The sequence below is a fragment of the Cytobacillus purgationiresistens genome, from assembly GCF_030813235.1.
GTDB lineage: Bacteria > Bacillota > Bacilli > Bacillales > Cytobacillaceae > Cytobacillus > Cytobacillus purgationiresistens.
In genome coordinates, this window is the sequence record NZ_JAUSUB010000036.1 from 1 (window position 1) to 12983 (window position 12983).

Sequence of the window (12983 nt, forward strand, 5' to 3'; positions counted from 1 at the left end):
TCGCGCAATATAGATTAGAATGGGCGGGATTCTTATCTGAAATCCAGTGAATCGCGCAATACAGATTAGAATCGGTGGGATTCTTATCTGAAATCGAAAGAATCGCGCAAGACAGATTAGAATCGGCGGGATTCTTATCTGAAATCCAGAGAATCGCGCAATACAGATTAGAAAGGACGGGATTCTTATCTGAAATCCAGTGAATCGCGCAATACAGATTAGAAAGGACGGGATTCTTATCTGAAATCGAGAGAATCGCGCAAGACAGATTAGAATCGGCGGGATGCTTATCTGAAATCGAAAGAATCGCGCAAGACAGATTAGAATCGGCGGGATGCTTATCTGAAATCCAGAGAATCGCGCAATACAGATTAGAATCGGTGGGATGCTTATCTGAAATCGAGAGAATCGCGCAATACAGATTAGAATCGGCGGGATTCTTATCTGAAATCCAGTGAATCGCGCAATACAGATTAGAAAGGACGGGATTCTTATCTGAAATCGAAAGAATCGCGCAATACAGATTAGAATCGGCGGGATGCTTATCTGAAATCCAGTGAATCGCGCAATACAGATTAGAATCGGCGGGATGCTTATCTGAAATCCAGTGAATCGCGCATTACAGATTAGAAAGGACGGGATTCTTATCTGAAATCGAGAGAATCGCGCAAGACAGATTAGAAAGGGGTGGAGGCATCCATGAAGAGGAGCTGAGAAGAAGGAAAACCAGGTTAAACAATAAACAAATACATCATCCTCAATTTCATCTCATTAAAAGAAAAAAACCACAGAATCAATTTCTGTGGTAATCTTTCTTATCTTTTTAAAAAAACTTTGCCTATAAAGAATAAAACAGTCCTTAGAACCTATCCTAATGCTAGATGCAGTTTATTTGTTACCTTCTGTTCAGCTTTAATTTTTACAAAAAATAAACCATTTACTTTATCCCGTATTTAGCCATCTTCCTATATAAACTAGCGATGTGAATTTTAAGATTCAACGCTGCTTCTGTGCGATCTCCACCAGCTTTTTGTAAAGCATGATTGATTGCAGTGATTTCTGCTTGTTGAACTGCCTCTTCCAGGCATGAAAATGGTTGTGTTGAAAAGTGTATATCTGGAGCCTGTGAAACAAATGAAGTAAAGTGAATAGCATCATAAGATAGAGCTCTGCCTTCAACAAGGTTCATTCCTCTCTCTATTGTTGCTTTAAGCTCTCTCACATTACCAGGCCAATCATAGCTTAATAGCCAGCTTTTCAGTTGATGTTCAATTTCTCTTACATCTCTGCCTAATCTCATATTAAAATCTTCAATAAAATAATAAGTCAAAGGAAGAATATCTTCTTTCCTTTCCTTAAGCGAAGGAATCTTCAAATCAAACACATATAACCTATAATATAGATCCTGTCTAAACTTGCCTTCTTTGACAAGTGCCTTCAAATCTTTGTTAGTCGCTGTAATAATGCGGATATCTACTAAGCGTTTTCCAGTACCGCCTAGTCTTTCTATCTCTCTTTCTTGTAGAACACGGAGCAACTTCCCTTGTGCCTGTAAGGGAAGCTCTGATATTTCATCAAGAAATAATGTGCCATTTTGAGCAAGTTCTATTTTGCCTGGTTTCCCTTCTTTTTTCGCCCCGCTAAAAGCCCCCTCTTCATAACCAAAAACTTCCGATTCGAACAATTCATCGGGAATCGCTGCACAGTTTACGGCAATAAATGGTTGTTCTTTCCTAGAACTTAAGCCATGGATAGCTTGAGCAAACAGTTCCTTTCCTGTTCCGCTTTCACCTGTAATCAAGACTGTTGATGTGCTTGTAGCTATTCTTGCCGCAAGATCTTTTACCTTTTCTAATGCAATACTTTCACCAATAATGTTAGAAAACGAATAGCAGCTGCTCGTGTTTTTCAAGTTTTGCTCAGCATTTAGAAAGGCTTTTAGTTCGTCTAAATGTACCTTCCCTTGTGTAAGGAGAATCACGTATTGATTATGCCCGCTTCTCTCAAACCATTGAATAAGACAAGGGATGCCAGATACATTTGAGAAGAAAATTTTCTTTTTATGATGGACTCTTGTCATTAAATCTTTCACATCTAAACCGTGCAACTCATCTTCTGCCTTAGAAAACAATTGACAAAAAACTGAATTCACGCTGATTATTTGGCCAAGTTGATTTACCTTAATAGAAGCAAGCTCTTCTTTTGTTTCCTTCATTCTAATTGACCCTTCCATAATTATTCACCTGTCAATCCTCTTTAGGTAATACAAAAAGAACAATTTGACCTCTAATGACCTCATTGCCTACTTGATTAAAACAAGTGACCTTTTGTGTCACCCAACTTCGTTCTTTATTAATATCAATCACTTCCAGCTCAGCTGTTATTTTATCATTCGTGTAGACTGGATGATAAAAAATAACTTCCTTTTGCAAAAGTATGCAAGCAGCCCCCGGCAATTTTTCACTTACAACTTGGTGAATGAGCCCTTCTGCTAAAAGTCCTGGAACGATTGGCCGTTCATAATTTACTCGCCAGACCTCTTCATCAGGATTATAGACAGGGCTATAGTCGTGTGTGAGAACTTGACATGCCAAGACATCTGCTTCCGTAAACGTTCTTTGTAATTGTGCTGTTTGCCCAATAGATAACTCAGTGAGTAAATATCCCATATATATCCTACCTTCTTTTGATTAAGATTCCCTGCTGAACTGTTTAAAATCAATAGCCATAAGCGAAATATGAAGATAATTGACAATACATATCTCGCTTATAATATCGATTAAACTTGCAGACATTTATGAAAAAAATGAATCTGTCTGCCTAGCAGACAGATTCACCATCCTATTCATGGCTTTGCACCATGTCATATTGTAAAAACACATCTTTTAAAGCAGCCTGAATGGCTTGGCCAGCCTTCCCACGATAATGCTTTTTCAATTTGTCCAAGATATCATCCATACCGTCCTGCAATGAATAACCGCGCAGCAGCTGGCGGATATATTCACGCCCATGCTCGGTTGCCAGTGTACAAGAGGCATCCACAATCACACCATATTTAAAATCAAGCTCTAAAGTGATTGTAATGGAATCATAAAGGTTTCGTGCTGCCATTCCTTGAGGAAGTTTAGCATGACCTGCAATAAAGTATGTGTACATTTAACGTGCTCCTTTTTCTATCTAGTTTACACTGTCACCTGTTCAAATGGCCAAGCAGGCAACTGGTTTCTTAGAGGTTTATCTTCTCTATAACCAAGTGCGTATTCACCTTGCATAACTGTATGGATTTCTCTTGTTCCTTCATAAATAACAGGTGCTTTTGAATTTCTTAAAAACCGTTCAACTGGATATTCATCAGAATATCCGTAGGCACCATGAATTTGCACTGCGTCGTTGGCAGCTTCATTCGCAGCATCACATGATATCCATTTTGCTAAAGAAGTTTCCTGCGTATTTCTTTGTCCAGCATTTTTCAAAGTTCCCGCTTTAAAAACAAGGAGACGGGAAATTTCTAAATTGGCACTCATCTTCGCGATCATTTGCTGTACTAATTGGTGTTTCCCGATTTCTTTGCCAAAAGTTTTTCTTTCATGACAATACTTTAAGCTTGCTTCTAAACTTGCACCAATTAGGCCAACCGCTCCAGCTGCAACAGTAAATCTACCATTATCAAGCGCTGACATGGCAATTTTAAAACCTTCTCCTTCTTCGCCTAAACGGTTAGCAATTGGCACCCTCACATCTGATAAGAATACTTCGCCTGTATTCCCTGCTCTTATGCCCAGTTTCCCTTTAATTGCTTTTGTTTCCACTCCAGGAAATGTACGTTCAACGATGAACGCAGTGATTCCTTTATGTGCCACATCATGGTCAGTTTTCGCAAAGATAAGGAAATGGTCGGCAACATCACAAAGGGAAATCCATGTTTTTGATCCATTTAAAATATAATGATCTCCATCTTTAACAGCTGAAGAATTCATAGCAGCAACATCTGAACCAGCATTAGGTTCGGTAAGTCCGAATGCCGCTACTTTTTCTCCTTTTGCTTGTGGAACGAGATATTTTTGTTTTTGTTCCTCTGTCCCCCATTGAAAAATAGTCATACTATTCAAGCCTGTGTGTACCGATACTGCTGTACGATAGGCAGTATCTCCGCGTTCCAGTTCCTCACATACGATTGCCAAAGTGTTATAGTCCATACCTGCTCCGCCATACTCTTCTGGAATACAAACACCCATTAATTGCAACTCTGCCAATCTTTTCAAAATATTCGGTTCAAAGTGGTGATTTCGATCCCACTCATGAATATTTGGGATGATTTCCTTATCCACAAATTTTCTCACCAATTTTTTTACACTTTGCTGCTCTTCTGTTAATTCGAAATTCATCATGATAATTCCTCCTAAATAATTTGTTTTGTTCTTAATTTTACAATTTCATCGGTAGTAAACCCATAGTTCTCTAATATTTTGTCTGTATGTTCGCCGTATAATGGCGGATGCGTCCTCATCGTGACTGGACTTTTTGAAAGCTTGATAGGGGAGCCTGTCAACTGAAGGTCATCGATTAATGGATGCTCCATTTTGACAACCATTTCCCTCGCATTTACTTGAGGGTCAGCAAACATCTCTGGAATGCTATTTATCGGACCATTTGGAATGCTTGCTTCGTCCAATAAGGCTTTCCATTCAATCTTTGTTCTCTGCTTAAGAGCCCATTCGCAACTAGGTACAAGCGTATCCTTATTCTCTACTCGCAATTGGTTTGATTTATATTTCTCATCCATTGCTAATTCTGGCTGTCCTATTACGGCAGCAAACCGCTTAAATTGCTCATCATTCCCGACCGCAATAACCATCTCTCCATCAGATACAGGGAAGACTTGATATGGCGCAATATTGGGATGCTGATTTCCAAGCCGTTTTGGCTGCATGCCGCCTACTAAGTAATTGCTTGCCACGTTGATAAGAGATGCAATCTGACAATCCATTAAAGAAATATCAATTTCTTGTCCTTCTCCCGTTTGATGACGATGCTGTAGGGCGCTTAATATCCCAATACACGTGTATAACCCCGTAAGTACATCAGCAATTGCGATCCCAACCTTCATAGGGCTGCCTTCTGCTTCTCCTGTAATGCTCATTAATCCACTCATTGCTTGAATAATATAATCATAGCCTGGCAGGTTCTTATATGGACCATCCGAGCCGAAACCTGTAATGGAAGCGACAATCACTTTCGGGTTGATTTCTTTTAATACTTCATAACCCAGACCCATCTTATCCATTGTTCCTGTTTTGAAGTTTTGAACTACTACATCGCCAGACTCTACTAGCTGTTTAAAGATATTCCTGCCTTCTTCTGTCTTCAAATTTAATGTCATGCTTTGCTTATTTCTATTTGCACAAAGATAATAAGCGCTTTCACCTTTAGCAAACGGTGGTCCCCATCCTCTTGTTTCATCGCCTGCTAAATGGTGTTCCACTTTAATGACCTCAGCTCCTAAGTCCCCTAGGATCATCGTACAAAAGGGACCAGCTAGCACTCTAGATGCATCGATAATGCGGATTCCTTCTAATGCCCCTGACATTTTTTCACCTCTTTGCTGTATTATGAATGCAAAAAGAGCCAGCAAAACAATCTTCATGCGTTTAAACGCAACAAGATGGTCTCACCGACTCCTATCCAGGGCTTGTTTTCCGGCAAAAGAAAATCAAGTGAATCAAGTCAATTTTAATTTATTATTATTTAATCATTCCTATTAAAGCAAACCATTTTTGCAGTAAGGATATTACTGTCAGTGGTTCGTTAAGATAATAATATACCAATATTGAGAATTTTTCAATATTTTCATTATAACTTTTTTCTTTATCGATTCTTATATTGTTTTTTCTTCTTTATGATCCTCTTCATAACGGATAACTTTGGCTATTTCTTTTTCCATATGAAGGTCGGATTGTTTCGTTCCATACCTCTTCATCGATACTTTATAAAGAAAAGCTCCTAGAATCGACCACGCTAAGATAATGAGCCATTCATACGGCCAAATTAAGGCTGATGGCATTCCTGGAAAATATAAAACCGCTATTCCGACCGACATAACAGCCGCTATCCAACCTATTGAAGTTCCGCCTGGAAGCTGGAATGGACGATTCATATTTGGATACTTATGGCGTAATATTATGAACGAAATTGCCACCATCAACCAAGCAACCACCAAGGCAAGACCACCTGCATCAACTAGCCATACTAAAGCTTGGCGGCCAAGTAACGGGGCAGCTGTAGAAAGAACAGCAATTAGTAGAATTGCCTTATGAGGTGTATGATATTTCGGATGGAGCTCACCTAAAGATCGAGGCAGCATCCCTGCTTTAGCTAAAGCATAAATCGCTCGGCTTCCTCCAACATAAAAAGCAATCCAGCTTGTTAATATCCCCCCGATTCCTCCTAAGAGAAGGATATTTCCCATCAACTGACTGCCCCCAAATGCTTTGATCATCGCATCTGCAGTAACAAGATTAGATTCTGCAATGTCAGCAGGGGTTAAAATTCGTGATACACCAAAAATAACAAGAACGTACCATAGAACTGCTAAAAAAACGGATATGATTAATAGTTTACCGATTTGCTTTCTTGGAAGGTTAATTTCTTCCGCCGCTTGCGGGATGACATCAAAACCAACGAACATAAATGGGGTCATGATTACTACCGTGAGGATACCCGCTAACCCATGTTCAAATAATGGCTGCATGTTTGCTGTATTCCCTGTAAAAGTGCTTCCTGTAATGAGTAAAATACCTGCTATAATGATTAATAAGGTAAGAATAAATGTAGCTACAGACGAAAATTTGATCCCTCGATAATTAATCCAGGCAATGATGATAGAACCAAGAATTCCTACTCCGGCCCAAGTAACCGTTACATCCCAGCCTGCTATCGTATACAAATAGCCTTTGCTGTAGTTAGGAATCAAATAGTCGAATACCGTTGGCAAAGCGACTGCCTCAAATGCGACAACTGATACATAACCCAACACAATCGCCCAAGTCGTTATAAAACTTGCCAATCTGCCCATCGCCATAAAACTGTAAACATGTTCTCCACCTACTAGAGGGAGAGCTGATGAAAGCTCTGCATATGTTAAGCCAACAAAGGTTACGAGTAATCCTCCAATTGCAAAGGCCAGAATCGCTCCTAATGAGCCAGCTTCACTGATCCAAATCCCAGCTGTAACCACCCAGCCCCAACCAATCATTGCTCCAAAAGCAAGAGCAAGAACATCTCTGTTTCCTAAAGTCTTCAATAATTTCGGCTCGTCCATACATTAGCCTCCTATCATCCTGATCTTTTAAGAACACTTAGTTATTCCGTTATACCTGCCATAAACCAACATAACATGTACATATTATCCATTCCATTTGATAATTATCTTGGAAATTCGTTCTAAACGCTTTCATTAAACACTGAATTTTCCGTAAATTGAAGATATAAAAACCTTCCCTAATATTATTCTAATTTCCACCCCCAACTACCTTCTCCTTGTCAATCACTTTATGCATGGGACCAAAGATCTTTTCCCTCACAATAATCAAACATTCTAGGCTCAATCTCCACGTGAGCAACGGACAGTAAAAAAACGATCTATCGGTTATCATACTGATTTATTTCTCCAGAAAATAGAGCAGTTCCTTCTTCTATACTTTAAAAAACAAGCGGGTCCACATCCTCACTGCCTCTATCCTAAATCCTATAGTGGACCCTTTTATAGATGGGTGGCTTTATATTTCACATACCTACTTGCTTGTTTGCTGCTTTTTCCTTCAGAATCATGAGGATTAGAAATTATAAGATTTTATTGTGCAACTGTTTTTCAACTGCAGAAATTGATTCAGATAAAATAGATATGATTGTTTCTATTTCTTCTTTTGTTATTATGAGCGGCGGTGACATAGCAATGATGTTTGTTCCATTATATGTTATAGATCTTATAATTAATTTTCTTTTAAAGCATTCCTCAACCAACTTTTGTGCGGCCATGGCAGCTGGTTCAAACGGCAATCGATTCTCCTTATCTGCATATAATTCGAATGCCCCCAGCAACCCTTTCGCACGTGACTTGGTTACAATATCATGTTTGGTCTCCAAATAGCACATACCCTTAAATAATTCAGCTTCCATGTCTTTAGCATGCTGTACAATCTTCTCATTTTCAATGATTTCAATATTCTTTAATGCAACTGCACATGCAGTAGGATGACCACTATAAGTGAATCCATGAAATAGCATGTCATTCGATACAATTGCAAGCTCATCTCTGAGCCTTTCTGAAATCGCAACGGCCCCTAATTGAATATATCCGCTTGTTATTCCTTTTGCTAATGTCATTATATCTGGTACAACCTCCCAATTATCCACACCAAACATCTTTCCTGTTCTGCCAAATCCACAAATGACTTCATCTGCAATAAGCAATATGCCATATTCATCACATAATCGACGCACAGCTTCTAAATAGCCATCAGGTGAAATGATGATTCCGCCAGCACCTTGTATCGGTTCAAGTATTACGGCAGCTACCGTTTCTGCTCCTTCACTTTCAATCAGACCACGAATGCTTCTCTCATAATTCGGGTCAGTTGTATCCCCTTGTTCACAATTCGTTTGATGCGCTGCAGCATGGAGAAAATCTGGAGCCAGCGATGCAGCCATATCATGGAATTGAGGAATGCCTGTTGCGCTTGTTGCACCAACTGTGATTCCATGATAAGCCCTATCCAACGCAATAATTTTCCGCTTTTGCGGCTCCCCTTTTAATTTCCAATAGTGACGCACGAGCTTAAAGGCTGTATCATTTGATTCGGAGCCTCCAGACGTATAGAAAAACACATTCAAATCACCAGGTGTCAAAGTTGACAGTTTCTCAGACAGCTTTATTACCATGTCATGAGATAAATTGCTAAACGAAGAGCTGTAGGCTAATTTAGACATTTGCTGATAAGCTGCTTCAGCAATTTCTTTCCGCCCATGTCCAATATTGACATTCCATAAAGATGCGAGCGCATCAAGATATTTGTCACCATATACATCAGTTAAATAAACGCCTTTTCCTTCAGTGAAAATAAACTTCGGTCCATTTACCTGATGCTGTTTGATAGGCGTTGTTGGATGTAAATAATGTTTCTTATCTAATTCGAATAACTGACTGATTTGTTTCTCTGAATATAGAGCCATCGCTTTCTCCTCCTCATAATCACTGCATTCTTACATTAACTCCCAATTAATAAGCAAGTTTCATGCCAATTAGATTTAACAGGTGAATTAGTCTTATCAGTTCATAAAAGCCAACAATTAATGCAATAACGCATGACAATTTCATGCTTTATTGCATTATCGTTGAAACATTTATCTCATAAAACTCCTTATGCCATCACGGTCAAGTTGTACTTGTTCGATTTTCCGAATTGTTAAAACTTTATGGGTTTGATATTATTTATATATATTTTCTCGAATAGAGGTGGCTGAGTGAATTCGAACGAACATACAGACATGCATATAAGAAATAAAGAGCTGGAGATGATTATCGACTCATCGATTGATGAAATTTTCGTAACGAATGGGGAAGGTGTGGTGCTGCGAGTAAACCCAGCAGGCGAAGCCTTATATGGCATGAAAGCAAAAGAGATTATAGGTAAGAATACATTAGATCTCTCTAGAAATGGACTATACTCTCCTTCGATTTATCCAATCGTCATCGAGAGAAAAGCAAGTGTTTCCATGTTACAAAGAACAAAAAGCGGCAAGACCATACATGTTATAGGCAATCCTGTCCTTGACGCTTATGGCAATATAGAACTAATCATATTTACTTCTAGGGATTTAACCGAGATTAAGCTCATGCGAGATAATATCGAGCGAACTGAGCATTTGTTGAAGCCCTTCCAAGAGGAGCAGCAAGAGCTAAGAAAATGCCAGAGTCCAGCCTCGCTCGATTTTATTTCCTTTGCTCCCAATATGCGCAAAATAATTAAAATGGTAGATAAGATTGCTCTTGTTGATTCAACAATTCTTCTAACTGGAAAAACAGGAGTGGGAAAAGGAGTGATTGCTGCAACTATCCATAAGAAAAGCAATCGAAAATTTCATCCTTTTATTGAGGTTAGCTGCGGGGCAATTCCTGAAAACCTGTTTGAATCAGAATTATTTGGCTATGAACCTGGAGCATTTACCGGTGCCAACAAGGACGGAAAGAAGGGTTTACTTGAGGAAGCTAATGGAGGTACGCTTTTTTTAGATGAAATTGGTGAAATGCCATTAAATTTGCAAGTGAAGCTTTTAAAAGTAATTCAAGAAAAAATGATTCAAAGGATTGGCAGTACAAAAACCATTTCCATCGATATCCGCATCATAGCCGCTACCCATAAGAACCTTGAGATGATGATCGAACAGGGCACTTTCAGAGAAGACCTATTTTACCGCTTAAATGTCATTCCCATCCTTATTCCTTCATTAAAAACGAGACAGGAAGATATCTCTTACTTAATCGAATTTTTCTTCACAAAATTTAATAAAAAGCATCATTCCTCCGTCCATTTATCTTTTGAAGCAGAGAATGCATTCATGAATTATGATTGGCCAGGCAATGTAAGAGAATTAGAAAATTTAATTGAGCGTTTAGTGGTTATTTCTGACCATCAAGAAATCAAGCTTACAGATTTGCCAAATCAGATAATTCAAAATAAGCCTATCAATAAAAGAACTCAGTATACCATTCATGTTGACCAAATATGCACTCTGAAACAAGCGCAAGAAGACGTTGAAGAGCAATTGATTAGGATGGCATATGAAAGATACCAAAGTTCTTACAAAGTAGCTGAAGCCTTGGGCATCAATCAATCGACTGCATTTAGGAAAATGCAAAAACATCTAAAACTTCACTCATAAAAACCAAAAAGAAGAGACTGTTCTTTAAGGACAGTCTCTTCTTTTGGTTATTCAGCTTCAATATCCTTTTCAATATCCTTACTTATCTCTGGATCATTGTAATTCTCAAATTGACTATAATCATACTTTGAACGTTTCACCGGATTAAAACCTTCAGGTGTGTAAAATCGTAGTAAGTCACCATTAACCACTTTATCCGATAAAGCTAACTTCTGATCAACAGCGTCGTTAAGCTGTTCACCTTCAGCAATTCGCTCTTCATCTTCAATTAACTCGCCTGTTTTAGAATCGTAGAACTTACCACTGATTGAGGTAATGCTCGAACTGACGAAGTCTCCATTACGGAAAGGAATTAGATCATCATGCTGTTCCGAGAAAATATCTGTACCAAATTGAATATAATCCTTTGCTTCGATACCAAGTAAATGAAGCAGTGTTGGCTTAAGATCAATTTGACCAGTATACTCGTGATTTACCCCGCCTTCCATGCCAGGAACTCTGATAAATAACGGCACACGTTGAAGTCCAGTATCTTCAAATTCTGCAATATCCTTATCAAGTACTTCAGACATCGCGCGGTTATGGTTACTTGAAATACCATAGTGATCTCCGTACATTACGATAACGGAATTTTCATATAGACCAGATTCCTTTAGATACTCAAAGAATTCTTCCAGTGCTTCATCTGCATATCTCGCAGTTTGGAAATAAGTATCTACAGACTTATCACCAGTTGTATGAGGTGCTATTGTTGCATCCTCTTCACTTATAGGGTATGGATAGTGATGTGTAACTGTGATGAACTTGGAATAAAACGGTTGTGGCAATTCTTCTAAGTACGCTTGAGATTGCTCGAAAAACGGTTTATCCATTAATCCATAGTCTGTCAGGTCCATTGGGTCCATGTTATAAAAATTAGAGTCATAAAAGCGGTCAAAACCAAATGCTTTATAGATCTCATTACGGTTCCAGAACGTACCTGAGTTACCGTGAAATACAGCAGAAGTATATCCTTTTTCTGCTAAAATTGCTGGTGCTGCCTGATAAGTATTCATACCTTTCATCGTGAAAGCTGAACCTTGCGGCAGCCCATAAAGCGAGTTCTCTAAGATAAATTCTGCATCTGCTGTCTTCCCTTGTGCAGTCTGATGGAAGAAGTTATCAAAGTATGTTGTATTTTCTTCACGAATTAATGAATTTAAGAATGGCGTAACCTCTTCTCCATGTAACTCATAATCCATTAAGAAGGTTTGTATTGATTCAAGATGCAAGTATATGACATTCATGCCTTCACCGGCACCAAACGTTTCAGGATTCGGCTCTGCATAGTTTGATTGAGTAAAGTTTATGACTTCTGTCGTATCAGTGCTATCAGCCATTACTCTCTGTGCTGATGCTTTTGTACTTTGAACCGCATCATAAACGGTATAGTTGTACATACCTAAATACTTAACAATATAATTTCGATCAAAACCTCTTGTTAACAATTGTGGACGATCTGCTTCAGCTAGTCCGAGATTCGCACAAGATATAGCAAGACCAAGAGAAAAAACCGCTGCTATTTTTCTGCGTCCAAAGTCCTTCATCTCAATTTTAACAAATTTAAAGGCTAAAAGAGCGATAAGAACTACAACGTCAATAAAAAACATGAAATCATAAGGTCTTAATAAAGAAGTTACACTTTTACTTACATCTGCAAAGTTTTGCGTCATTGTTAAAGTCGGTAAAGTAATAAAGTCTGTAAAAGACCGATAGTAAACAACGTTTGCATAAAGTAAAAAAGACATAAAAAAGTGTAAAACAACTAGCGAAATATATTTTTTTCTGCCTTTAAATAGGAAGGCAATACCTAAAAATAGCAAAGCTGAGCCTAGTGGATTCAAAAACAATAAAAATTGCTGGATTGGGCTTTCAATACCCAGGTTAAACTGTGTCAATTGTGTAATATACGTTTTCATCCAAAGGAAGAATACAGCTAAAAAGAAAAAGCCAATATATTTATCTAACAATATATTTTGACCTTTTTTCATAAAGTTGTTCATTAT

Annotated in this window: 9 protein-coding genes; 1 reads left to right on the top strand and 8 read right to left on the bottom strand. The window is 38.4% G+C overall.

Translation table 11 applies throughout. From position 1 onward, the window contains the following. Window positions 1-937: 937 nt before the first annotated feature. The 7 genes from J2S17_RS25005 to J2S17_RS25035 all read right to left on the bottom strand — a co-directional run bounded on the left by J2S17_RS25005 (window position 938) and on the right by J2S17_RS25035 (window position 9228). Window positions 938-2233 (bottom strand): sigma-54 interaction domain-containing protein, encoded by a 1296-nt coding sequence (locus tag J2S17_RS25005; protein ID WP_307479129.1) that lies wholly within the window; start codon window positions 2231-2233, stop codon window positions 938-940. A 13-nt stretch (window positions 2234-2246) separates the two neighbouring features. Next, entirely contained in the window at window positions 2247-2669 is a 423-nt protein-coding gene (locus J2S17_RS25010; protein WP_307479132.1) for a MaoC/PaaZ C-terminal domain-containing protein, read from the bottom strand. Between the two features lie 172 nt (window positions 2670-2841). Beyond that, window positions 2842-3156, bottom strand: coding sequence for a DUF3870 domain-containing protein (locus tag J2S17_RS25015; protein ID WP_307479134.1), 315 nt, complete (start codon window positions 3154-3156; stop codon window positions 2842-2844). A 26-nt stretch (window positions 3157-3182) separates the two neighbouring features. Next, window positions 3183-4385: an acyl-CoA dehydrogenase family protein gene (locus tag J2S17_RS25020; RefSeq protein WP_307479238.1), complete on the bottom strand. Its 1203-nt coding sequence runs from the start codon at window positions 4383-4385 to the stop codon at window positions 3183-3185. Between the two features lie 14 nt (window positions 4386-4399). Then, window positions 4400-5587, bottom strand: a complete 1188-nt coding sequence (locus tag J2S17_RS25025) for a CaiB/BaiF CoA transferase family protein (RefSeq protein ID WP_307479137.1) — start codon at window positions 5585-5587, stop codon at window positions 4400-4402. A gap of 288 nt (window positions 5588-5875) precedes the next feature. Next, on the bottom strand, window positions 5876-7318 hold the full coding sequence (locus J2S17_RS25030) for an APC family permease (protein WP_307479140.1): 1443 nt from the start codon (window positions 7316-7318) through the stop codon (window positions 5876-5878). A gap of 521 nt (window positions 7319-7839) precedes the next feature. Further along, a complete protein-coding gene (locus tag J2S17_RS25035; RefSeq protein WP_307479141.1) occupies window positions 7840-9228 on the bottom strand; it encodes an aminotransferase family protein in 1389 nt (462 codons plus the stop codon). A gap of 291 nt (window positions 9229-9519) precedes the next feature. Here J2S17_RS25035 and J2S17_RS25040 point away from each other — a divergent pair, with 291 nt between their 5' ends. Further along, entirely contained in the window at window positions 9520-10938 is a 1419-nt protein-coding gene (locus J2S17_RS25040) for a sigma-54 interaction domain-containing protein (RefSeq protein ID WP_307479143.1), read from the top strand. A gap of 47 nt (window positions 10939-10985) precedes the next feature. Here J2S17_RS25040 and ltaS read toward each other — a convergent pair whose 3' ends face one another. Beyond that, window positions 10986-12980, bottom strand: a complete 1995-nt coding sequence (gene ltaS / locus J2S17_RS25045) for a lipoteichoic acid synthase (RefSeq protein ID WP_307479145.1) — start codon at window positions 12978-12980, stop codon at window positions 10986-10988. Window positions 12981-12983 lie beyond the last annotated feature (3 nt).

Excerpts from the sequence above, each read along its gene's own strand:
- J2S17_RS25005 (WP_307479129.1), bottom strand. The coding sequence starts at position 2,233 with ATGGAAGGGTCAATTAGAATGAAGGAAACAAAAGAAGAGCTTGCTTCT.
- ltaS (WP_307479145.1), bottom strand. The coding sequence starts at position 12,980 with ATGAACAACTTTATGAAAAAAGGTCAAAATATATTGTTAGATAAATAT.
- J2S17_RS25015 (WP_307479134.1), bottom strand. The coding sequence starts at position 3,156 with ATGTACACATACTTTATTGCAGGTCATGCTAAACTTCCTCAAGGAATG.
- J2S17_RS25030 (WP_307479140.1), bottom strand. The coding sequence starts at position 7,318 with ATGGACGAGCCGAAATTATTGAAGACTTTAGGAAACAGAGATGTTCTT.
- J2S17_RS25035 (WP_307479141.1), bottom strand. The coding sequence starts at position 9,228 with ATGGCTCTATATTCAGAGAAACAAATCAGTCAGTTATTCGAATTAGAT.
- J2S17_RS25020 (WP_307479238.1), bottom strand. The coding sequence starts at position 4,385 with ATGAATTTCGAATTAACAGAAGAGCAGCAAAGTGTAAAAAAATTGGTG.
- J2S17_RS25010 (WP_307479132.1), bottom strand. The coding sequence starts at position 2,669 with ATGGGATATTTACTCACTGAGTTATCTATTGGGCAAACAGCACAATTA.
- J2S17_RS25025 (WP_307479137.1), bottom strand. The coding sequence starts at position 5,587 with ATGTCAGGGGCATTAGAAGGAATCCGCATTATCGATGCATCTAGAGTG.